Source organism: Stenotrophomonas sp. TEPEL, assembly GCF_004348785.1.
Lineage (GTDB): Bacteria > Pseudomonadota > Gammaproteobacteria > Xanthomonadales > Xanthomonadaceae > Stenotrophomonas > Stenotrophomonas indicatrix.
Genome location: NZ_QQXJ01000001.1, coordinates 4,120,935 through 4,143,748 on the forward strand (window position 1 = coordinate 4,120,935; position 22,814 = coordinate 4,143,748).

General features: G+C 67.5%; 21 protein-coding genes. 3 read left to right on the top strand and 18 right to left on the bottom strand.

What is annotated here, in order from left to right; translation table 11 throughout:
- The 11 genes from TEP_RS18865 to glnA all read right to left on the bottom strand — a co-directional run bounded on the left by TEP_RS18865 (window position 1) and on the right by glnA (window position 12,360).
- Window positions 1-633 carry a superoxide dismutase family protein gene (locus TEP_RS18865; RefSeq protein WP_132826303.1) on the bottom strand — a complete coding sequence of 211 codons (633 nt, stop codon included), beginning with the start codon at window positions 631-633 and terminating at the stop codon, window positions 1-3.
- A 33-nt stretch (window positions 634-666) separates the two neighbouring features.
- Window positions 667-1,236 carry a superoxide dismutase family protein gene (locus TEP_RS18870; protein WP_025875951.1) on the bottom strand — a complete coding sequence of 190 codons (570 nt, stop codon included), beginning with the start codon at window positions 1,234-1,236 and terminating at the stop codon, window positions 667-669.
- 93 nt (window positions 1,237-1,329) lie between these two features.
- Window positions 1,330-2,778: a nitrogen regulation protein NR(I) gene (ntrC, locus tag TEP_RS18875; RefSeq protein ID WP_132826304.1), complete on the bottom strand. Its 1,449-nt coding sequence runs from the start codon at window positions 2,776-2,778 to the stop codon at window positions 1,330-1,332.
- Window positions 2,771-3,832 carry an ATP-binding protein gene (locus tag TEP_RS18880; protein WP_132826305.1) on the bottom strand — a complete coding sequence of 354 codons (1,062 nt, stop codon included), beginning with the start codon at window positions 3,830-3,832 and terminating at the stop codon, window positions 2,771-2,773. The genes ntrC and TEP_RS18880 overlap by 8 nt, the downstream gene beginning before the upstream one ends.
- Window positions 3,833-3,995: 163 nt before the next feature.
- Complete coding sequence (locus TEP_RS18885) at window positions 3,996-6,041, bottom strand: TonB-dependent receptor (protein ID WP_132826306.1); 2,046 nt, start codon at window positions 6,039-6,041, stop codon at window positions 3,996-3,998.
- An 80-nt stretch (window positions 6,042-6,121) separates the two neighbouring features.
- Window positions 6,122-6,424 carry a hypothetical protein gene (locus tag TEP_RS18890; protein ID WP_033832709.1) on the bottom strand — a complete coding sequence of 101 codons (303 nt, stop codon included), beginning with the start codon at window positions 6,422-6,424 and terminating at the stop codon, window positions 6,122-6,124.
- Window positions 6,425-6,533: 109 nt separating this feature from the next.
- On the bottom strand, window positions 6,534-7,688 hold the full coding sequence (locus TEP_RS18895; protein ID WP_132826307.1) for an MltA domain-containing protein: 1,155 nt from the start codon (window positions 7,686-7,688) through the stop codon (window positions 6,534-6,536).
- A gap of 116 nt (window positions 7,689-7,804) precedes the next feature.
- Window positions 7,805-8,551, bottom strand: a complete 747-nt coding sequence (locus TEP_RS18900; protein ID WP_059063145.1) for an N-acetylmuramoyl-L-alanine amidase — start codon at window positions 8,549-8,551, stop codon at window positions 7,805-7,807.
- Window positions 8,552-8,897: 346 nt separating this feature from the next.
- Complete coding sequence (amt, locus tag TEP_RS18905) at window positions 8,898-10,328, bottom strand: ammonium transporter (RefSeq protein ID WP_132826308.1); 1,431 nt, start codon at window positions 10,326-10,328, stop codon at window positions 8,898-8,900.
- Window positions 10,329-10,350: 22 nt separating this feature from the next.
- On the bottom strand, window positions 10,351-10,689 hold the full coding sequence (locus TEP_RS18910; RefSeq protein WP_164275288.1) for a P-II family nitrogen regulator: 339 nt from the start codon (window positions 10,687-10,689) through the stop codon (window positions 10,351-10,353).
- Between the two features lie 261 nt (window positions 10,690-10,950).
- On the bottom strand, window positions 10,951-12,360 hold the full coding sequence (glnA, locus tag TEP_RS18915; protein WP_132826309.1) for a type I glutamate--ammonia ligase: 1,410 nt from the start codon (window positions 12,358-12,360) through the stop codon (window positions 10,951-10,953).
- A gap of 219 nt (window positions 12,361-12,579) precedes the next feature.
- Between glnA and TEP_RS18920 the strand changes: the two genes are divergently transcribed.
- The 3 genes from TEP_RS18920 (at window position 12,580) to TEP_RS18930 (ending at window position 14,851) form a co-directional block, all read left to right on the top strand.
- Window positions 12,580-13,374 (top strand): undecaprenyl-diphosphate phosphatase, encoded by a 795-nt coding sequence (locus tag TEP_RS18920; protein WP_033832703.1) that lies wholly within the window; start codon window positions 12,580-12,582, stop codon window positions 13,372-13,374.
- 73 nt (window positions 13,375-13,447) lie between these two features.
- Window positions 13,448-14,275: an META and DUF4377 domain-containing protein gene (locus TEP_RS18925; RefSeq protein WP_132826310.1), complete on the top strand. Its 828-nt coding sequence runs from the start codon at window positions 13,448-13,450 to the stop codon at window positions 14,273-14,275.
- 57 nt (window positions 14,276-14,332) lie between these two features.
- Window positions 14,333-14,851: an META domain-containing protein gene (locus TEP_RS18930; protein ID WP_132826311.1), complete on the top strand. Its 519-nt coding sequence runs from the start codon at window positions 14,333-14,335 to the stop codon at window positions 14,849-14,851.
- Between the two features lie 132 nt (window positions 14,852-14,983).
- Here the strand turns inward: TEP_RS18930 and TEP_RS18935 are convergent, their stop codons facing one another.
- The 7 genes from TEP_RS18935 to TEP_RS18965 form a co-directional block, all read right to left on the bottom strand.
- Complete coding sequence (locus TEP_RS18935; RefSeq protein ID WP_132826312.1) at window positions 14,984-15,595, bottom strand: YbhB/YbcL family Raf kinase inhibitor-like protein; 612 nt, start codon at window positions 15,593-15,595, stop codon at window positions 14,984-14,986.
- A gap of 10 nt (window positions 15,596-15,605) precedes the next feature.
- Window positions 15,606-17,684 carry a tetratricopeptide repeat protein gene (locus TEP_RS18940; protein WP_132826313.1) on the bottom strand — a complete coding sequence of 693 codons (2,079 nt, stop codon included), beginning with the start codon at window positions 17,682-17,684 and terminating at the stop codon, window positions 15,606-15,608.
- Between the two features lie 56 nt (window positions 17,685-17,740).
- Window positions 17,741-18,775, bottom strand: coding sequence for an alpha/beta fold hydrolase (locus TEP_RS18945; RefSeq protein WP_025875982.1), 1,035 nt, complete (start codon window positions 18,773-18,775; stop codon window positions 17,741-17,743).
- A gap of 7 nt (window positions 18,776-18,782) precedes the next feature.
- Entirely contained in the window at window positions 18,783-19,574 is a 792-nt protein-coding gene (locus TEP_RS18950; RefSeq protein WP_132826314.1) for a lysophospholipid acyltransferase family protein, read from the bottom strand.
- A gap of 119 nt (window positions 19,575-19,693) precedes the next feature.
- Window positions 19,694-20,128 (bottom strand): hotdog fold thioesterase, encoded by a 435-nt coding sequence (locus tag TEP_RS18955; RefSeq protein WP_025875986.1) that lies wholly within the window; start codon window positions 20,126-20,128, stop codon window positions 19,694-19,696.
- Window positions 20,129-20,138: 10 nt separating this feature from the next.
- Window positions 20,139-22,196: a phospholipase D family protein gene (locus TEP_RS18960; RefSeq protein ID WP_132826315.1), complete on the bottom strand. Its 2,058-nt coding sequence runs from the start codon at window positions 22,194-22,196 to the stop codon at window positions 20,139-20,141.
- Window positions 22,193-22,810, bottom strand: coding sequence for a YceI family protein (locus tag TEP_RS18965; RefSeq protein WP_025875990.1), 618 nt, complete (start codon window positions 22,808-22,810; stop codon window positions 22,193-22,195). Before TEP_RS18965 ends, TEP_RS18960 begins: the two co-directional genes overlap by 4 nt.
- Between the last annotated feature and the right edge of the window lie 4 nt (window positions 22,811-22,814).

Genomic DNA, 22,814 nt, shown 5'->3' on the forward strand with positions numbered 1-22,814 from the left:
TTACGGGGCCTTGTTGATCACCGCGCACGCCAGTCGCGCGCCGGCGTTGCCGGTCGGCTGGGTCTTGTAGTCGTCCGCGTCGGCGTGGACGATCAGGCTGCGGCCGATGATGTCGAAATCATCACCCTTGCCGATGTTGACGTTGCTCGACACCGGACCATCAATGGTGGCTACGCCCTTGTCGTCGGCCTTGATGTTGGGCATGTCGCCACCGTGGTGCGGATCAGTGGCCACGTTGCCGTGGTCCTGCTTGCCCGGATTGAAGTGGCCGCCGGCGCTCATGCCGTCCGGCGCGCTGCAGTCACCCTTCTCGTGGATGTGGAAGCCGTGCTCGCTGCCCGGCTTCAGGCCACTGATCTGGCCGGACGCGTGCACCTTGCCGTCGACCAGCTTGAAGGTGATCGAGCCCTTGGTTTCATTGCCCTGGGTCGGTGCCAGTTCGGCAGTGGCCGAGGCATCGGCTGCCGGGGCCGCTGCGGTAGCCGGTGCAGTGGCCGGATCGGCCGGTGCTGCCGAACCTTCGGCCGGGGTGGTGGCCGGGGCTTCGGCTGCCGGTGCTGCCGGCTGCTGGTTGCAGGCGGCAAGGCCCAGTGCAGCGATGGCCGCGAACAGCGAAGTGTGGATCAGACGCATGGAAACTCTCCTTGGGAAATGCCGGTGGTGTGATCAGCGGGTTACCCGGATCACGCCGCAGGCGATGCGGACGCCGGCATTGCCGGCGGGCTGGCTGCGATAGTCGTCGGCCCTGGCATGCACGACCAGTGCACGCCCGGCGATATCCGTGGCGGCGCCTCCGCCCAGGGTAACGCCCTTCAGATGCACATCGATGTTGGCGCGGCCCTGCGCGTCTGCCTGCAGGTTGTCGATGTCACCGAGGTGGTGCTTGCCGCTGCCGGCACGACCGTGGGCGACGCCGGCGGGATTGAAGTGGTTGCCGGCGCTGCTGGCGTCCACCGCGCTGCAGTCACCGCGCTCATGGATGTGGAAACCGGCCTGCTGCATCGGCTGCAGGCCGCCGACCAGGCCGGTCAAGTGCACGCCACCGCTTTCGGTCTTCAACACCAGACGGCCGCTGACGATGCTGGCCGAGGCTGGCGCCAGGTTGGCTTCGGCCAGCTGGGCCACGGGCGTGGTGACCACCGGCGGCGGTGTGGGCTGCGGCTTCTTCGGTGCGCTGCCACAGGCAGACAGGAGCACGGCAGCGGACAGCGGCAGAAGGGCGAAGGACAAACGCATCGAGGACTCCTTGCAGGTAACACTACGGACGGCATCGTCCATGGAGGATCAACAGTTCGGCAAGCGGGTGCGAGGATCGCGTGCAGGCACCGTTCAATGGCCGCCGCGGCGGCGACCGGCGCCCAGCTTGCGGGTAAGCGTATTGCGGCCGAGGCCCAGGCGCGCGGCGGCTTCGGCGCGACGACCGTGGGTGATCTGCAGGGCGGCCTCCAACAGGGCGTGGTCGACCCGTTCGCGCACCTGCGCGTGCAGGCCCTCGGTGCCCTCGGCCAGCTGCCGGCGTGCCCATTCGGACAGCAGCGCTTCCCATTGCCCCGGGTCACCGGCAGCCGCGCTGCTGCGCCGGCTGCGGGTGCGGTTGAGCGCGGTATCGACATCGGCCACGCCAATGGTATCGGCGGCGGCCAGTGCGGCCATGCGCCAGCACACGTTTTCCAGTTCGCGGACGTTGCCCGGCCAGTCGTGCTCGCGCAGCGCCTGCAGGGCGGCGGCGGTCAGCCGCTTGGGCGGCGTATCGAGCCTGCGCGCGGCAGCGGCCAGGAAGGTGGTGGCCAGTTGCGCGATGTCCTCGCGGCGCTCGCGCAACGGCGGCAGCTGCAGGCGCACCACGTCCAAGCGGTGCAGCAGGTCGGCTCGGAATTTTCCCTGCGCGACCAGCCCTTCCAGATCCTGGTGGGTGGCGGCGACCACGCGCACATCGACGCGGATCAGTTCACGTCCGCCCACGCGGAAGAATTCGCCCTGGGCGAGCACGCGCAGCAGGCGCGTCTGCAACGGCAACGGCATGTCACCGATTTCATCGAGGAACAGGGTGCCGCCGTTGGCCTGTTCGAAACGGCCGATGTGGCGCCGCTGCGCGCCGGTGAACGCACCCGCTTCATGACCGAACAGCTCGCTTTCCAGCAGCTCGGCGGGAATGGCGGCGGTGTTCAGGGCGACGAACGGATGCTGCGCACGCGGTGATTCGCGGTGCAGCGCGTTGGCCACCAGCTCCTTGCCAGTACCGGTTTCGCCGATGATCAACACCGCCAATGGCGCCTGCGCGAGGCGGCCGATGGCGCGGAACAGCGCGCGCATCGGTGGCGTATCGCCCACCAGTTGCGGCGGCTGGTCGCTGGCGGCTTCTGCGGCCGGCGTCGGCGCGGCCATGGCCGGCGCCACTGCAGGCAGCACGCGCTGGGCCAGTGCCACCGCGTCGTCCAGATCGAACGGCTTGGACAGGAACTCGTGCGCACCGCCGCGGAATGCACCGGCGGTACTGGCGACGTCGGTGTAGGCCGACATCACCACCACCGGCAGCTGCGGCAGCGCGGCCTTCAGCTTGTCCAGCAGCACCAGGCCATCGTCGCCGGGCATGCGCACGTCGGTGAACAGCAGCGCAGGCGGCGGGCTATCGGCCAGCGCCTGCAGTGCGGGGGCGGCGCTGTCGAAGTCGACCACCTGGTAGCCGGCCTCGCGCAGCGCGGTGCACAGCACGAAGCGCACGGCGCGGTCATCGTCGACCACCCAGATGCACGGCGCGGACGCGGAAGACTCAGACATCGCGCGGGGGCTCCTCGGCGGCGGCGGTGCCGTTGCCGATCGGCAGCAGCAGGGTGAATACGGTATGGCCCGGGCGCGACCGGTAGGTCAGCGTGCCGCGATGCTCGCGCGCGACCTGCTGGGCCAGCGCCAGGCCCAGGCCGGTGCCTTCGGCGCGACCGCTGACCAGGGGCAGGAACAGGTGTTCGGCCAGTTCTTCGGGTACACCACGGCCGTCGTCGGCGATTTCCAGCCGCAACGCCAGGGTGTGCAGCTGCTCGGCGATGCGCACACCGTGTTCAACGCGCGTGCGCAGGGTGATGTTGCCGGCACCGGCCTGGATGGCATTGCGCACCAGGTTCCATACCGCCTGGGTGAGGCGGTCGGCGTCGCCATCGAATTCGGGAATGCTGGGGTCGTAGTCGCGCTGCAGTCGCACCGCCCAGCCGGCCTCGTTCTCGGCCAGGCGCAGCACGCGCTCCAACGCGGCGTGGATGTTCAGCGCCGCATGCGGCGCAGCAGGTGCCGGGGACAGCAGCTGCTCGAGCAGGCCATTGAGCCGCTCGATCTCCGAGCCGATCAGGTCGATCAGTTCGCGTTCGCTGGCATCGCGCTGCGCCGCGCGGCGGGCCAGCAGCTGTGCGGCGCCCTTCAACCCGGCCAGCGGATTGCGCAGTTCGTGCGCCAGGCCCTTCAGCGCTGCGCTGAGCGCGCTGGGAAGGGCCTGGGTCGGGTCGAGCCCGGGGAACTCATCGACCGGATGCGCCTCCAGCAGCCAGCCGCCATCGTCGCGGCGGCTCATCCAGCCTTCGGCAAAACGCGCGGCTTCGCCCGGCAGCGCCAACGCCAGCCGGTTCAGGCGCAGGCTGTCGCGCTCGTCGCGAGCCAGGAAATGGGCCAGCGCCTCGCCCTGCACTTCCAGCGCGGCCAACGGCTGGCCGAGCAGGCGCCGGCCGCTGACGCCCAGCCAGCGCGCGAAGGCCGGGTTGCAGCCGGCGATGCGGCCATCGGGCCCGGCCCAGGCCAGCGGCGTGCCGAGGGCATCGAGGGACGGCGGGGGCGCGGGGTCGGACATTGCACCAATGTAGTGCAAAACGTGGGTGTGGGGTCAGAGCCCTTTCCTCGCGGAAAGGGATCTGACCCCTTGCGCTGCGGGGTCCGGGGTCGGATCCCTTTCCGTCAGGAAAGGGCTCTGACCCCTGCAGGTCGAGCAAGCTCGACCACTACCGGCTTTGCGGTTACAGCTTCATGTTGAGCCCAACGTAGACCGCGCGGCCCGGGGCGGGCGAGAACATCGGGCGGGCGCTGTCCCAGAAGAAGCTGTCGTACCAGGCGTAGGCATACTCGCGGCCGGTCACGTTCTTCAGCTGCAGGTCCACGCTCCAGGCCGGGGTGATCTGGTACTTCGCGCTGAGGTCGAGCACGGCGAAGCCGCCGAACTTGCCAGTGACGTTGCGCTCTTCCAGGTAGTAATCGCCCTGCGCGCGTGCCTGCAGGCCCAGCTGCAGGGCATCGCTGGCCTGGTAGTCCAGGCCGAGGTTGCTGATGTGGCGCGGGGTGGCGGCCACTTCGCGTCCCTGCAGGGTCACGCCAGCGGCGCGGTCGTCGCGGGTGATCTTCGCCTCCTGATAGGCATGCGAAGCCCACAGCGTCCACGCGTCACCCAGCTGCGCGCTGATCTGCGCATCCACGCCGCGGCGACGGGTCTTGCCCAGTGTGACCGTGGTGCCGGTGGCCGGCATGTTGGACACCTCGTTTTCCGCATCCTGCTGCCATACCGCCAGCCGGGCCTGGCTGCCGGCGAAGGGCTGGAATTTCAGGCCCAGCTCCATGCCGGTATTGGTGGAGGGCTGCATCGGTGCCTGCCCCGGGGTGAGGTAGGCCGGCGCGGTGGAACCGGTCAGCACCTGGAAGGTACGGCCCCAGTTGGCGTAGACGTGGGTTTGCTCACCCAGGCTGTGGATGACACTCAGTTTGGGCTGGCCGATGCTGCCGTAGTCCTGCAGGCGGCCGGTGGTGCCGTTCATCAGCCGGGTGTGGCCGCTGAAACGGTCCACACGGTAGGCCGGCACGATCTTCCACGCGTCGGCGGGCTGGTAGATCGCCTGCACGTAGGCGCCCCAGTTGTCGAAGCTGTGGCGGTCGTTGTTCTGCACGCGTGCCGGTGCCTGGCTGAAATCGGTGGGCTCGGCGTAGGCGTAGCGCTCGCGACGGTAACCGTTGTCCTGCTGCTCGTAATTGAGCCCACCTTCCACGGTAAGCGTGGGGCTGGCCTGCCAGGTGAGCGTGCCGAGCAGGCCTGCCTGGCGCTCGTCCCAGACACGACGCTGGCGCGGCAGGTTTCCGCTGGGCAGGTCGCTGAAGGTCACACGACGGTCGTCTTCATAGCGGTTGTAGTACAGCCGCGTGCCGAAGGTGAGCGCGTCGGACAGCTTCATGTCCAGGTGCGCGGCGAACTGGCGCATGTCGCGGTCATCGCCGTCATTGGCGTTGCGCAGGTCGCTGCGGCGGCGGTGCGTGCGCAGTTCATCGGCGGTCATGAAGCCGGGTTCGTCGGCTTCATGGTGATAAGCGCGCGCGGTCAGGCCTACGCGCATCCCTTCGTCGAGCGAGCCGAAGAACCACTTGCCGCCCAGCGCGTATTTCTTCGAGCTGTCGTGGTCGCGGTAACCGTCGCTGGCCTGGGTGCCGACGAAGTAGTTCTGCGCGAAGCCGTCGGCTTCGCGGCCCACCGCCAGCTGCACATCGCGGGTGTTGTAGCTGCCATAGGCCAGCCGCGCGTCGGTGTAGGTGCCGCCCTGGCGCGTGCCGAAGTTCACGTTGCCGCCGATGTTGTGCAGGCCGTAGCGCGGATCGTTGGTACCGCGCACCACTTCGATGTAGCTGATTTCCAGCGGAAACAGCATGTCGATGAAGCGCTGGTTGCCACTGTTGACGTTGCTGGGGATACCGTCGATCAGCGTCTTGATGGCATTGAGGTAGCCCTCGCCGTTGAAGGCGCGGAAGCTGACCTTGCCCGACTCGGCGCCCTGCCGGGTTTCAGTCAGCTGGATGCCGGGCATCTGCCCGAGCAGTTCCCAGCTGTGCGACACGTTGCGGTTTTCGATCTGGTCCGCGCCCAGCACGTCCACCGAGGTCAGCACCTGGTGTGCGCTCAGCTGCCCCTCGCTGTGCTGGTGCACATCGACTTTGCCCAGGGTGAGCGCGGCGTCGGCGGACTGGGCGAATGCTTCAGGAGCGAACGGGGCGGCCGCGAGCGCGGCCACCAGCGTGGGAGTCTTCATCGGGAGGCCAGGGAGATGGAAATGAAACTTTATAACATTTCGATTCCGCCAGCCATCCGATGACTGCGGCTCCCTCGACCTTAGACNGGGTAGCCGGTGGCTTCCCGGGCCTTCTTCCAGGCAATTTCAAACTCGCGCGCGCTGATCTCGTCGTCTTCGTCGAAATCCATGAACGACACCGGCTGGTCGGCCAGCACGAAGCGGTCATCGCTCTGGCCGGTTTCATCGGCCCACACGACCTTGGCCCCGTAGATCTCCACCTGGCGCACGATCTTCTCGCCACGGGCTTCCATCAGCACGTTGCCCTTGCCCAGGCCCGATTCGGCCCAGTGCTTGTAGTACTTCTTCGTGTTGGATTTTGCGTTGTTCTTTGCGTATTTCATTGCATGGGTCCTGGCCGCAGTTGCGACCGGAAAGTTCGGAATGGCGCCATTATCAGGCATATGGGGGTCAGATCCCTTTCCTGCGGAGGGGGATCTGAGCCCTGCTGACCTACTGCGGCAACGCCACACCCTTCGGCCACAGCAGCCACAGGTTGCCCTGCTGCTTCATGTCGCCGGCCAGCTTGCCGGCGGCATCGCCGCTGCCCCAGTACAGATCGGCACGTACCTCGCCGGCAATGGCGCCACCGGTGTCCTGCGCGGCCACCGGGCGTACCACCGGCGTGCCGTCCGGGCGCGTGGTCGACAGCCACAGCAGGCTGCCCAGCGGCACCACGGTGCGATCCACCGCCACGCTGTAGCCGGCGGTCAGCGGCACGTTCAACGAACCGCGCGGACCTTCCGGGCTGTCCGCGCTGCGCACGAAGAACACGTAGCTGGGATTGCTGCGCAGCAGTTCCGGTACGCGTGCCGGATGTGCCTTCGCCCACGCGCGGATCGCGTCCATGGTGACGTCTTCCTTCTTCAGCTCGCCCTGCTCCACCAGCCAGCGGCCGATCGCGCGATAGGGATGGCCGTTCTGTTCGGCATAGGCCAGCCGCACCTGCTTGCCATCGGCCAGGCGCACCCGCCCCGAACCCTGGATCTGCAGCAGCTGCAGGTCCATCGGATCGGTCAGCCAGGCCAGCACCGGCGCCTTGGCCCCCTTGCTGGCGATGCTGCCGGCATCGTCGTAGGGCTTGAGCACCTTGCCCTCCACGCGACCGCGCAGGCGCTTGCCCTTCAGTTCGGGATAGACGCTGTCCAGCTGCACCACCACCAGATCATCGGGGGTGCCGTACACCGGCACGGTGGCGGTGTCGGTACGGGTGAGGCTGCCCGGATAGATGGGTTCGTAGTAGCCGGTGATCAGGCCGTCGGCGCGATGGCCGCCGGCGCGCAGGGAATAGACATCGAGATCGCGCTGCAGGAATGCGCGGATCGCAGCGGCGTCCTTGTCGGACACGGTGCTGGCGGTCGCGCAGGGCTTGGCCCAGGTCGCATCGTTCTTCAGGCGGGTGCAGCTGCTGCGCCAAGCGGCGAAGCCGGCCTGCAGGTCGGTATCGGATACGGCCGGCAACGTGTTCCAGTCGACCTTGGCGTAGGTGGCGGCAGCGGGCTTGGCAGCGGCCGGCGCTTCAGGCCGGGTGCCCGTGGTGGCGCAGCCGGCAAGCAGGGCAACGGCCAAGAAAGTGAGGAGCGCGCGCGGCGACGTAACAGTGATCATCGTCGCAATGTAGTGGGGCCGATGGTAGCGCGGCAACCTTGGGTAGCGCCGGGCCATGCCCGGGCAGAAGCGGATCCCGCGCGGTGCGCTCGCCGGGCATGGCCCGGCGCTACCGGCTACGGGGTCTGCAGCAACAGCGAATGCAGGATGCGCGCGTCTTCGGCGTCGAGTGTTTTCGGCAGGGTGTCGCTGCCACGGAAACGGCGGTGGAACGCCCGTACCGCTGCTTCGCGGTTGTCGAGCGGATAACCGAAGCGCGCCAGCGCGGCCCATGCATCGAATCCTTCCGGCGCAGCACCATCGGCAGCGCGCGGCCACACGCCGAAACCGGCTTCGGCCAACTGTTGCCACGGGAAGAAGCGGCTGGGATCTTCCTTGCGCGTCGGCGCCAGGTCGGCGTGACCGATCACCTGTCGCGGCGGGATGTTCAGCCGTTCGGTGAGGTCGCGCAGCAGCACGATCAGCGATTCGATCTGCGCGGGGCTGAAGGGCGTACGACCATCATTGTCCAGCTCGATGCCGATGGACGCGGAGTTCAGATCGGTGATGGTGCCCCAGCGCCCGGAACCGGCGTGCCAGGCGCGGCGCTCATCGGCCACCAGCTGGTAGCGATGGCCATCGGCGCCGATCAGGTAATGCGCACTGACCCGCCCGCCGCTGTTGGCGGTACGCAGCGTGTGCAGGCTCTGCTGCACCGATTTCTGCTCGGTGTGGTGGATGACGATGATGACCGGCGTGCGCGCGTTCTGGTTCGGCGACGGCACCCAGGTGGCAAGCGGGTTGCGGGTTTCCTGCGGCGTGGAGGCACAGGCGGCCAGCAGCAGGCAGGCCGAGAGCATCAGGGAAGTGCGGATCGGGTGCATGCCCCGATTGTGCGCGATAAGCCCGGACGATGCAGTAGAGCCACGCCATGCGTGGCTGGGCCACCGACCGTGCCGACCAACGGTCGGCACCCACCAGAGCAGGAGTAGAGCCACGCCATGCGTGGCTGGGCAACCGACCATGCCGACCAACGGTCGGCACCCACCAGAGCAGGAGTAGAGCCACGCCATGCGTGGCTGGGCCACCGACCGTGCCGACCAACGGTCGGCACCCACCAGAGCGGGAGTAGAGCCACGCCATGCGTGGCTGGGCAACCGACCGTGCCGACCAACGGTCGGCACCCACCATGTAGATGCCAGGCGGCCCCTAGGGGCCACCTGTCATGCATCAGGCCTCGTAGGCAGACTCGCCGTGCGAAGTCACATCCAGGCCGGTGCGTTCTGCCTCTTCGGTCACGCGCAGGCCGACCACCACCTTGACCAGCAGCAGGATGGCTGCGGTCACCACGGCCGACCACAGCACGGTGAGGCCGACGCTGACCACCTGCACCCACACCTGGTGGCCGATATCCAGATCGGCCTTGGTGCCGCCCAGCGACTGCGCACTGAACACACCGGTGAGGATCGCGCCGACGATTCCGCCCACGCCATGCACACCGAACACGTCGGCGGTGTCGTCCACCTTCAGCAGGCGCTTGAGGCCGGTCACGCCCCACACGCAGACCACGCCGGCCACCAGGCCGATGACGATCGCGCCGAGCGGGCCGACGGTACCGCATGCCGGGGTGATGCCAACCAGGCCTGCCACCGCACCCGAGGCCGCGCCCAGTGCCGACGGCTTGCCCTTGCTGATCGCTTCCACCAGCGTCCAGCCCAGCACTGCAGCAGCAGTCGCCAGCACAGTGTTGAGGAAGGCCAGCGAGGCGACGGTGTCGGCGGCGGCGGCAGAACCGGCATTGAAGCCGAACCAGCCGACCCACAGCAGCATCGCGCCGATATAGGTGAACGGCACGTTGTGCGGCTTCAACGCGGTCTGCCCGTAGCCCAGCCGCTTGCCGACGAACCATGCCGCCACCAGACCGGCCACGCCGGCGTTGATGTGCACCACGGTGCCACCAGCGAAATCGATCGCGCCCAGCTCGCCCAGATAACCACCACCCCAGACGATGTGCGCCATCGGGATGTAGCTGAGGGTGAACCACAGCGTCGAGAACAGCAGCACTGCGCGGAACTTGATGCGCTCGGCGAAGGCACCGACGATCAGCGCGGTGGTGATGCCGGCGAAGGTCGACTGGAAGGCGACGAACAGGTAGTCCGGCAGGCCCTTGATCGGCGTGTTGCCCACCGAGTCCGGGGTGAAGCCCTTGAGGAAGGCGAATTCGGTGAACGAGCCGAAGAACGGATTGCCGGCGCTGAACACTGCACTGTAGCCATAGGCCACCCACAACAGCAGCACCAGCGAGAACACCACCAGGATCTGGCTGAGCACCGACAGCACGTTCTTCGAACGCACCAGGCCGCCGTAGAACAGGGCCAGGCCCGGTACCACCATCAGCAGCACCAGCAGCGTGGAGGTGAGCATCCAGGCGACGTCGCCATGGTCATAGGCGGGCGCGGCCACCGCTTCGGCAACTGCAGGCGCAGCGGCGGTCGGGTCCTGCAAGGGCTCGACGGCCACGGCCTCGCTCTGCAGCGGCGTGACCTGGGCCTGGGCATGTGCACTGCCTGGCCAGGCACCGGCGGCCAGCGCACTGAACAGCATCAGCAGGCACACCAGATGGAACCGGGCTTGCCACCCGGTGAGAAGGCGCATCTTCATGGGGGAGTCTCCGGAAGGGGGCTTACAGCGCGTCGGCGCCGATTTCGCCGGTGCGGATGCGGATGACCTGCTCGACAGCGGTCACGAAGATCTTGCCGTCGCCGATCTTGCCGGTGCCTGCAGACGACTGGATTGCTTCGATCACCGCCTCGGCACGTTCGTCGGTGACCACGGTTTCGATCTTGATCTTGGGCAGGAAGTCGACAACGTACTCGGCGCCGCGATACAGCTCGGTGTGGCCCTTCTGGCGGCCGAAGCCTTTTACTTCGGTCACGGTGATGCCCGACACGCCGGCATCGGACAGGGCCTCGCGGACCTCGTCGAGCTTGAACGGTCGGATGATGGCGGAGATCAGTTTCATGCGCATGTCCCGATGGTGGATGGGGCCAGCGCGCGAACGCGCGATGGCATCAGGCAACCACGGGCCATCGTGGTGATGGCCGTGGCTGTTGCACCGGACACGAAACGGGCCGGGACAGCCGTGCCTCTCTCCTTGCACGGCCGACGCGGGAGGGAGGGCGGCCCATGTCGCGTGTCCGGTCTCTCTCTTGCCCCTGGATCTGCGGGCCAAGGGCCCGCGTTTCCAGGGTGGGAGGGGGTACCCACCGCCATCGCCTGCCGGTCAACTGGCGTAGTACAGCTGGTATTCCAGCGGGTGGGTCGCCGCGCGGAACTTGGTCACTTCCTGCATCTTCAGCGCGATGTAACCGTCGATGAAGTCATCGCTCATCACGCCACCGGCCTTGAGGAAGTCGCGGTCCTTGTCCAGCGCTTCCAGCGCCTGGTCCAGCGAGGAGCAGACCTGCGGGATCAGCTTCTCTTCTTCCGGCGGCAGGTCGTACAGATCCTTGTCGCTCGGTGCGCCCGGGTCGATCTGGTTCTTGATGCCGTCCAGGCCGGCCATCATCAGCGCGGTGAAGGTGAGGTAGCCCGACTGGATCGGATCGGGGAAGCGCATTTCGATGCGGCGCGCCTTCGGGTTGGACACCCACGGAATGCGGCACGAGGCCGAACGGTTGCGCGCCGAGTAAGCCAGCATCACCGGGGCTTCGAAGCCTGGCACCAGGCGCTTGTAGCTGTTGGTGCCCGAGTTGGCGAAGGCGTTGATGGCCTTGGCGTGCTTGAAGATGCCGCCGATGTACCACAGCGCCAGCTGGCTCAGGCCGCCGTAGCCGTCGCCGGAGAACAGGTTGGTACCGCCCTTGGACAGCGACTGGTGCACGTGCATGCCGCTGCCGTTGTCGCCGACGATCGGCTTGGGCATGAAGGTGACGGTCTTGCCGTTGCGGTGGGCGACGTTCTTGATGACGTACTTCATCCGCAGCAGTTCGTCGGCCTTCTGCACCAGGGTGCTGAACTTGGTGCCGATCTCGCACTGGCCGGCAGTGGCCACTTCGTGGTGCTGCACTTCCACTTCGATGCCGACCTGTTCCAGGGTCTTGCACATCTCCGCACGCAGGTCGTGCAGGGTGTCGGTCGGCGGAACGGGGAAGTAACCGCCCTTCACGCCCGGACGGTAGCCGCTGTTGGCGCCGTCGTACTTGGCGCCGCTGTTCCAGGCGGCTTCTTCCGAATCGACCTTGAAGAAGGTGTTGCCCATTTCATTGGCGAAACGGACCGAATCGAAGATGAAGAATTCCGGCTCCGGGCCGAAGAACGCGGTTTCGGCGATGCCCGAGGACTTCAGGTAGGCCTCGGCGCGCTTGGCGATGCCGCGCGGGCAGCGGCCGTACGGCTGCATGGTGGCCGGGTCGAGGATGTCGCAGCTGATCACGATGGTCGGATCGGCATAGAACGGGTCGACGTAGGCGCTGGCGGTATCGGGCAGCAGCACCATGTCCGATTCGTTGATGCCCTTCCAGCCGGCGATCGAGCTGCCATCGAACATCTTGCCTTCTTCGAACAGCGACGGCTCGATGATGCTGACCGGGAAGGTGACGTGCTGCTCGACGCCACGCATGTCGACGAAACGCAGATCGACGAACTCGATCTGGTTGTCCTTGATCAGCTTCTCAACGTTTTCCACGGACATCGGTACGACCTCGGATGGGAATGAATGCCTGCTGAGGTACAGCAACGACCGTGCCAACTTTTCGGCCTTCACAAGTTGTTGATTTCAAAGCGCCTGCCCCAGCGCGGTGCAGACGTACATGCACCAAACGGGTGCGCGGATTACCGCACGCACCCGTTTGGTGCGGCGCGGATCGTCTATTCTCTCGGGCTTCTTCCGCCGCCAGCGCCCGCACCGTCCATGTCCGACCTGCTCTCCGCCCTGCTGCTGGGCATCCTCGAAGGCTTGACCGAATTCCTGCCGATCTCCAGCACCGGCCACCTGCTGATCGCCCAGCACTGGCTGGGCGCGCGATCGGACTTCTTCAACATCATCATCCAGGCCGGTGCGATCCTGGCCGTGGTGCTGGTGTTCCGCCAGCGCCTGCTGCAGCTGGCCACCGGCTTCGGCCAGCGCGAGAACCGCGAGTACGTGTTCAAGCTCGGCGCGGCCTTCCTGGTAACCGCAGTAGTCGGCCTGGTGGTGCGCAAGGCCGGCTGGTCGCTGCCGGAAACCGTCAGCCCGGTGGCCTGGGCGTTGATCATCGGCGGCATCTGGATGCTGCTGGTGGAGGCCTATACCGCGCGCCTGCCCGATCGCGACCAGGTGACCTGGACGGTGGCCATCGGTGTTGGCCTGGCGCAGGTGCTGGCCGGCGTGTTCCCCGGTACCTCGCGCTCGGCCTCGGCGATCTTCCTGGCCATGCTGCTGGGCCTGAGCCGCCGCGCGGCCGCTGCCGAGTTCGTGTTCCTGGTCGGCATTCCCACCATGTTCGCCGCCAGCGCCTACACCTTCCTGGAGCTGGCCAAGGAAGGGAACCTGGGCAGCGAGAACTGGACCGACGTTGGCGTGGCCTTCCTTGCCGCAGCCATCACCGGCTTCGTCGTAGTGAAGTGGCTGATGGGCTACATCAAGTCGCATCGCTTCACGGCCTTCGCGATCTACCGCATCGCTCTGGGCGCTGCATTGCTGCTGTGGTTGCCATCCGGCAGCTGAACAGCGCCGGGGCACGGCAACCCCGTTGCCGGCCGCGGTCCGTTTCCCCCTCGGTTCCCCAAGGAGAATCACCATGAACCGCAAGCTCACCCTGCTCCTCCCGCTGGCCCTGCTGGCCGCCTGCAGCCAGACCCCTGCCCCGGCCGGTACCGGCGGTGACGATCTGGCCCCGGCTGCGGCCAAGGCCGGCGACCAGAAGGCGCTGGCACACCTGGATGCGCAGCGCCTGCAGAGCCAGCACTGGCTGCTGCAGCAGGCCACCGCGGCCGATGGCAAGCGCATCGATGCGCTGTTTGCCCGCGAAGACAAGCCGGTCACCCTGGACTTTGTTGATGGCCGCCTGTCGGTCAGCAACACCTGCAACCGCATGGGCGGCGGTTACACCCTGGCCGATGGCAAGCTGAGCGTGAGCGCGATGGCCTCGACCATGATGGCCTGCACCGACAAGGCGCTGATGGCGCTGGACGAAGCCGTCTCCAGCCGTCTGCAGGGCGAACTGAAGGCCGAACAGGATGCCAACGGCGTGCTGACCCTGACCACCGCCAAGGGCGACGTGCTGGTGTTCAACCCGGAACCGACCGCTGAAACGCGCTATGGCGGCGCCGGCGAAACCGTGTTCCTGGAAGTGGCTGCGAAGACCGAGAAGTGCTCGCACCCGCTGATCCCGGATTACCAGTGCCTGCAGGTGCGCGAAGTGAAGTTCGACGACAAGGGCCTGAAGCAGGGCGAGCCGGGCAAGTTCGAGAACTTCTACGGCACCATCGAGGGTTACACCCACGAAGACGGCGTGCGCAACGTGGTGCGCGTGAAGCGCTACGAAGTGAAGAACCCGCCGGCCGATGCGCCGTCGCAGGCGTACGTGCTGGACATGGTGGTCGAGTCGGCCATCGAGAAGAAGTAATGCAGAAGGGCGACCGCGAGGTCGCCCTTCTTCCATGGGACACCTTGAAGTCGAGTCATGCTCGGCTGGGCAGAAGGCAGTCCAGCATGGCTCGACTCTACATACCCAACCGCCAAGGAGACAGGCATGATTCTTTCGCGCATTTTCGCGCTCCTGCTGGCCACAACGCCTGCCGGCCTCGCGGCAGCCAGTGATGCCAGCGATCTGCAACGCCTGCAGGCACACGAGTGGCATCTCACCCACGCAGTCGACGGCAACGGCAAGCGCCTGGATGCACTATTCATCGCCAGTGATCCGCCCGTCGGTCTGTTGTTCCGCGGTACCAGTGCCAACATGCTGAACCTGTGCAACGGCATGAGCGGCCCATACACGTTGAAAGACAGCCAGCTCACGTTGGGCAGCATGGAACAGAACCTGAAGGGATGCTTCGGTGCCAAAGGCGAACAGGAAACCGAAGCCAAGCGCAGGATTCTGGGGACCTCCACACTGGTCATGGGTAGCGCGGGGCCGTTGACCCTGTATACCGCACGTGGCGACACGCTGGTGTTCGCGCCGTTGCCACTGAAAAACAGATGACAAGGGCAGCCGGCAGGGTCGAGCCAGCTCGATCGGGCCTTTGTAGAGTCCAGCCATGCTCGACTGGGCGTAAAGCAGGCGAGCATGGCTACAGAAGGCAAAGTCGGGTTTGGCCCGGCCCTGCAGACGCGCTCAACCCAGCGCAGGATTCAATGTGTAGGTGCCGTGCAGCGCCGCTTCGGCCAGTACGTGACCGTGCATGGCACGGTACGCATCGGCGGCGGTGAAGCGTTCCGGCAACGACAGCGTGGCCACATCCAGCGCGAACACGCGGAAGAAGTAGCGGTGCACGCGCTCGTCGTTGAACGGCGGATACGGGCCGTCGTAGCCGAGGTAATCACCGGCCATGTCCGGATTGCCGGCGAACCAGCCGGTGAAATCATTCAGGCCCTGGCGGCTGCCGGCCGGGCCGGCCGGCGCGGTCTTGCCCTTCACCACGAAACCATCGCTGCAGCTGCCGGCGGCGATCTCCTGCACCGAAGCCGGAATGTCGGCCATCACCCAGTGCACGAAATCGCAGCGCGGCTGATCGCGCGGCACGCTCATGTCAGCGCGGCCGACCGTCTCCGGTACCGTTGGCACGTCCGGGTCCACGCACACCAGCAGGAACGAGCGGGTGCCATCGGGCACGCCGCTCCAGGCCAGGTGCGGGTTGCGGTCGGGGGCGAAGCCGGCGGCATCGCCGGCGGCGAACTCACGGTCGATCGGCGCGCCGTTGACCAGGCTGTGACTGCTCAATTGCATCAGATGCTCCTCACTCTTCCGGGTAACCCAAGCGCACCGCGACCGGGGTGAGCTGGGCGAACGCGGCGCCCATCACGTCGCGGTACCTGCGCCAGTGGCCGGCAGGCAGGCGCGGTGCGCCCAGCTGTGCGGCCGGCGGCATCGGTCGCCCGAACACGCGGCCCAGCAGGTCGGCCATCGCATGCGCATCGTTGCCGATGTCGTCGATGCGCAGCAGCACGTGCGGATACAGGTCTTCCTCGTGCAGCGCGGCGATCTGGGTGAGCGAACGCACCAGCCACTGGCTGGCTTCGGCCATCGAGGTCATCGCCAGCGGTGCGGCGGCGCCATAGGCGATCCAGTCCAGCAGCATGTCGCGCGGGTCGCGCAGCACCAGCAGCAGGCGGCCCTGCGGCAGCTGCGGGCGCAAGGCCCACAACAGCGCGTTGTCCCACCACAGCAGCCAGTCGATCACGGTGTCACTTTCCAGGCCGCGGGCCGGCAGGTGCTCGCGCCAACGCTCGACCAGGCGTTCCGGGCTCAGCACGCCCGACGCCAGGTCCTGCAGCGTGTTGTAGTTCTGGAAGGCATCGTCCGGTGGCGTGGCGGTGTAACGATCACTGCGCAGTACCGGGCTGGCAGCGGCCAGGCCGGTGGCCACCCGTTCCACGCCCGAACCCGGGGCGCCCCACAGGAAGATCGGTGCTGATCCACTGTCGCGCGTCGCCTCGTCGATGCTGCCCATCTCCGGCCAGCTCGGCGGTGCCTTGGCCTGCGGCGGCAGCGGCAGCCGCTGCGAAGCCTGGTCGGTCTGCAGCGCCATCCACGTACGCAGCGCTTCTTCTGGCTGCCCGGCGCGATCCTGGATCTCGCCCAGCCAGGTCCGCAGAGCAGCGCGGTGTCCCTCCGGTGCCTGGGCGATCAGGGCCTGCACGCGCTCCACGGCGGCGGCCGGGTCACGCTGCAGCAGCCCCTCGACGCGACGGCTTTCACCGCTGACGCGGCCCGGTTCCAGGGTGGTGATGCGCTCGGCGATGGCTTCGCCCTGCTCATGCTCGCCGGCCATGTCATGCAGGCGCATGCGCGCTTCCAGCGCCGGCATGTGGCCGGGCATCGCTGCCATCCAGCGCTCCACGACGGCTACGGCGCCGGCACTGCCGACCTCTTCCACGGCCAGCCGTGCCAGCCACAGGTCATGCAGCTGGTCATTGCTTTCCAGAGCGTCATCCAGACGTGTGCGGGCTTCATCTTCGCGGCCCAGGCGCTGCCAGGACATCAGCAGCAGCTGCAGCACCTGGCGATCACCCTGCAGCGATTCCAGCAGCGGCAGCAGGTGCTCCAGCGCCTGCAGCGGCTGGCCACTGCGCAGTGCCAGTTCGCCGGCCAGGCGGCGCATCGGCGGCACGTCCAGCTCCGGCTGCTGCAGCGCCTGCTGCATTGCCTCGGCGGCGGCCTCCACGTTGCCCTGGCGCAAGGCCAGCTGCACCACCATGCCGTGCAGCGAGGACATCTTCGGGTTCAACGCCAGCACGCGACGGAACGCCTGCTCGGCGAATGCCAGCATGTCCTTGCCCAGATAGGCAAAGCCCAGCGCGTACAGCACGCGGGTATCGTCCGGCAGCGCCTGGCTGGCCGCCGACAACAGGGCCAGCGCACGGTCGGCGTCGCCGCGGCGCAGCGCGACCATGCCATCGATGGTCAGCAGTTCCGGATGGTCCGGCTCCAGCCGCGAGGCCAGGGTCGACAGCCGCTGGGCCTCGTCGAAATCATTGCGGCCCACCGCCAGGTGCGCCTGCATCAGGTAGGCGGGGAAGGCGTTGGGGTCCAGCCCGGTGGTGCGCAGCAGGGCTTCATCGGCACCGTCGAACTGGCGCAGTGCCAGCAGCAGGCCGGCGTGCTGCAGGTGCAGCTGCGCATCATCGGGGGCCAGCTGCAGCGCCTGCTGCAACGCCTCCATCGCGGCCTCGGCCTGGCCCTGCTGCTGCAGCGCAAGCGCCAGCCAGCGGTGGGCCTCGGCCTTGCCGGGTTCGTCACGGGTCCACGCCTGGGCCAGCTGCACGGCCTGGCCGGCATCGTTCTGGCGCAACGCTTGGAGGATCTGGTCTTGCATGGCCGTCCGGTTCAAGGTCAAACCCGCATTGTAGCGGGCCGCGCGCCGGTGCCGGTTCAGCCCGGCAGGACCCGCCGCAGGCGCTGTGCGACCCAGCGCTCGGAGAAGCCATCGCCGCGCCAGTTTTCCAGGAAGCCACAGTGACCGCCCCAGCAGGCGGTTTCCAGCCGCGCCTGCTGCGGCAGCTGCCAATCGCGGAAGGTGGCGTAGGGGATCACCGGATCGTCCTGCGCCATCAGGATGTCAGCAGGTACCTGCAGCGTGGACAGGCGGTCACCGGCGATGGAGTAGCCATCGAAATAGGCCTGCAACGAACCGAACGTGGTGTGCCGCTCGACCAGCCAGGCGGTCAGCGAACGGATGTCCATGTTCAGCACACGGTCGTCGCAGTCGCTCAGTTCGGGGAACAGATCGCGCTTGCGCCGCAGCGAGCCGGCCCACTTGCGGCGGAAGTACCAGTCGTACATCGCCGGGCCGTTCTCGATGTTCTCCATGGTCAGCCCCGGGTCGAGCACCGGGCAGACCGCGGCCACGTGCTGCAGCGGTACGCCGGCGGCCGGTGCGCGCAGGGCCAGCCGCAGCACGAAGTTGCCACCCAGCGAATAGCCGGCTGCAACCAGCGGCAGATCGGGCCAGCGCTGGGCGACATCGCCTGCGGCGTGCACCACTTCGTCGATGAGGTTGGAGTGGAAGATGCCGGGATTGAGATGATGGGTGTTGCCGTGGTCGCGGAAATTCAGCCGCACCACGTCGAACCCCTGCTCCAGCATGCGGGCAGCGGCCATGCGCATGTAGCTGGATTCGGCGCTGCCCTCCCAGCCATGCAGCAGCAGGGCGATGCCGCGCGGTTCGCGCCCTTCGACATGGCTGTGCCAGCCCTGCAGGCGCACACCCTCACCACCATCGAGGATCAGCTCCTCACTGACAGCGCCGGTGGCGGCCAGCAGCAGCAGGCCACGTTGCAGGCGCATGCGGCTGGAGCTGAGCATCGACTGCAGGTGCGGATTGCGCAGCCAGCGCGGCGGCTGATAGTCGGACGCGGTGAGCATCGGCGCATCAGCGTCGAGGGTCGGTGGCGGAGACACGGCCACCATGGCCTCAATCCCCGCTCATGGCCGCCACGATGCGCGCGCGCGAAGTTTCCGCGATGCGCCGACGGCCTTCCAGGTCCTGGGTGCCGATCGGCTCCAGGAAATGCACTTCGGTAGGCCGCGCCGGCTCACCGAGCAGGCGCAGGAAATTGGCGAAGAAACTCTCGCCCGGGCCGAAGGCCACGATGGTCTGTGCATCCCCGCGCACGCCGTAGATCAGCGCCACCGGCTGCACTGGCACGCCGGTCTCGACGGCGGCCTGGAAGATGCGCGCATGGAATGGGCCAACGTCGTGGCCGCCGCGGGTACGCCCTTCCGGGAACACGCCCACCGCCTTGCCGGCGCGCAGGCGGTCGGCCATCACCTGCATCACCCCACCGAGCGATTCGGTGTTGCCACGCTGGTGGAAAATGGTCTGGCCGCGCGCGGCAAGCCAACCGACCACCGGCCAGCTGGCGATCTCGCGCTTGGCGACAAAGCCCATCATGCGCTGGCTGTGCAGGATCGAGATATCGACCCAGCTGACATGGTTGGCGACGAACAGCACTGCGCCCGGCAGCGGCTGGCCGACGCGCGACAGGCGGAAGCCGAAGATCCACATCAGGCCGCCCTGCCACCAGTTCACCACTTTGGCGCCGAAGGTGTCGTCGCCCACGCGCAACTCGCCCCATGGCGGAAGCATGCCGATCAGGATCAGCGGCAGGAACACGGTGATGTGGACCAACAGCAGCGGTACGCGGTACAGGTAACGGCACACACGCGCCACGCCGCCGCGGGGGGCCGTAGTGGGGGAAGTCATTCACGCACGATACCGGAGGGCTGCCATCGCTGCCAGCCGAATTCGGCCATAAGTCTCATTGACGGCGGCCATCGGCGGGGAACGCTGGGTTCCGCCGCCGTCACCGATGCCGCGACGGCTCAACCGTGCCCGGCCGCCACCACGGCCAGGGTCAGCCGGGAGATGCAGACCAGCCGGCCCTGCTCGTCCTCGATGCGGATTTCCCACAGCTGGGTGCTGCGGCCCACGTGCACCGCGCGCGCGGTGCCGGTGACCGTACCCGAACGCACGGCGCGGACGTGGTTGGCGTTGATCTCCAGGCCCACGCAGACCTGCTTGGCGGTATCCACGCAGAGGTTGCCGGCGCTGCTGCCCAGGGTTTCGGCCAGCACCACCGAGGCGCCGCCGTGCAGGATGCCGTACGGCTGGCGGGTGCGCTCATCCACCGGCATGGTCGCCTGCAGCCAGTCCTCGCCAGCGGCGCTGAAGACGATGCCGAGGGTATCGATGGCGGTATTGCGGCTGAGTGCGTTGAGCTGCTCGATGGAAACGGCTTCGCGGAATACCTGGGTCATGCGGCTACCTTCAGAGGATGGGAACGAGGCCGGCGCCGAATGCGGTCAGCATGCGCACCAGCAGCCACTTCGGCCCGACATTGACCTCGGGGAAGTCGCCCACCGCGACATAGCAACGGTGGAAATCGGCGCTCTGCCGCGGCAGTGGCTGCGGGCAGTCCGGGCCGGGCTTGAACTCGTAGTCGGTGGCGTAGCGCCACGGCCAGAAGTCGAGGATCGGCAGCGCCTCGGAGGCCTTGCCGACGCTGTAGTTCAGGCCGGACAGGACCGGCGGCTTGGCACGCGGCGCCACCGTCCAGGAGTTCTGCGGGTGGGTATCGCGCAGGATGCTCTGGGCCAGCTGCTCGGCGAAGGCTGGATCGTCAATGATCACCGCGCCTTCGGTGTTGTAGTTCTCGCTGCGCGGATCGAAGTTGTGGGTACCGACCACGCCGATGCGGCGGTCGACCACCAGCGACTTGGCATGCAGGCCCATGCGCGCGCCCTTGCGGGTGACCGGCAGCGGCTTGTTGACCGCCTTGCTGCCCAGGAACGAGGGGCGCGTTTCGGTACGCAGCAGGCGGGTCTCGACTTCGCTGCCGGCGGCACGCCGGCGCGCACGGGCATTCTCATAGGCGCTGCCGGTACGCGGATGGATCACGCGCGCCGGCCGGTCGTCCCCATCCGCCGCGGCCACCCCATCACCACCACTACCGCCACCGGCATTGCTGCCCGCCGCGCTGCCGCCGATCAGCGGGTTGCGGCCGGTGTCGCTGCCCGGCGCTGCAATTGGATCGGGCAACAGGTTGCGGTAGTCCACCGGCGCATCCAGCGGGAACGGCTTGAATTCGAAGATGTTGAAGCCCAGTTCGCGCATGTTGCGCCGCTTGTACTTGTAGGACAGCGCATACACGATCGGGTTGTCGGTGGCGGCCAGGCTGTTGCTGGATACCACCACGCGCGGCGGCTGCGGGCGCTTGCGCAGCTCGCGGAACAGTTTCTGTGCCGGCTTGGACAGCACCAGGTAGGGTGTCTGCAGGATCACTTCGTGCTGCGCACTGGAGATCAGTGCGTCCAGCTGCGGCTCGGTGACGTGCTGCCCGGCCAGTGGGGCGTCGGCGCGCTCACGCCGGTGCTTGCGCGGCAGATCGGCCACATAGCGCACCGAGGCGACCGGCAGGGCGGTGTCCACGAACGAACGGGTGACGAAGGCGACGTCGTTGGCTTCCTCGCTGACCCGCTCCACCCGCTCGGGCCTGCGGAACTGTGCCGGTGGCAGCGCCGGCACGCCCTGCTTGAGCAGGGTACGGCCGACATCGTTCAGGCGCTCGGCCGGCACGCTGCGCTGCGCGCGCCAGAAGGCATCGAAGTTGGCCGCCATCGCGCGTGCTTCGGGGCCGGCGATCAGCACGTCACGGTCGCGGAAGTTGTATTCGCGGTCCCAGTCGTAATAGTCGTCCTGGTAGTTGCGCCCACCGACCACGCCGATCGCATCGTCAACCACCAGCAGCTTGTTGTGCATGCGCTGGTTGAAGCGGCGGAAGCAGCACAGCACGCTGCCGGCATAGTCGAAGTAGTTCAGACGGGCCTTGCCGAAGGTCGGGTTGTAGACCCGCAGCTGGAAGTTCTCGTGGGCACCGGCCAGTGCGCCGAGGATCTGCAGGTCGGAGATCGCCGAAAGCTGGTCGATCAGCAACCGCACCTTCACCCCGCGCCGCGATGCCGCCAGCAGCTCGTCGATGACCAGGCGGGCGCTGTCGTCCTTGTCGAAGATGTAGGTCTGCAGGTCGATGCTGCGGGTGGCGCTGCGCAGCAGGTTCAGGCGCGCGACCAGCGCACCTTCGCCCTCGTCCAGCAGGGTGGCGTAGTGCCGCGGCTGGTCCGGGGTCGATTCGCTGAACGCCCGGCCGGCCAGTGCCCGCAGGGGCGAATCCAGCGCGCAGCGGTCGGCCTGCTGGCAATCGACCTGCGTCGAGCGCGCCTGCACGGCAATCGCCTCGGCGCGATCACGCTGGGCATGCGACAGCGACGCGCAGCCGCTGCCCAGCAACACGGTTGCCAGCGCCAATACACGCAGCACAGGATTCACGGTTTCGGCGCCTCGCTGAGGCGCGCACGCAATACGAAAGTCACTCGGTCACTCAAGGCAAGCTGCCAGCTGTCCATGCCATACCGACCTCGTTGCACGGTACCGCGGCTGACGACGTCGCAATCATAGCCGGGTCGGGCACATTCCGCTTTCTCGACCTTGAGCGTCTCCGGATGGCTGACCCCGCGCAGGGTCAACCGGCCGTCGATACCGCCGCCCTCGGCAACCGTCTCCGGCCAGTACGGCAGCGAGTCGAACTCCACGAACGGGTAACGGCCGGCATCGAAGAACTCGGGGCCGCGCATCCAGCCGGTATAGCGGTCCTTGCCGGGAATCTCCACGGTGCGGGTGAACATCTTCAGGTGGACCTGGTGGCGGCCATCGGACAGCACCTCGATACGCCCCTCGAAACGGGGGAACACGCCCTCGATGCGCTGGCCGAAGCGGGTGCGGACTTCGAAACCGATCTGCGAGCGCACCACATCCAGCTGCAGCGTACGCGGCGGTTCGGCCACGACCGCCGGCAGCGCGGTCGGTGGCGGTGCGGCAGCCCAGGCCGGGCCGATCGCCAGAACGACTGGCAGCAGACAGCGGCCCGGCAACGCCAACCTCATCGGC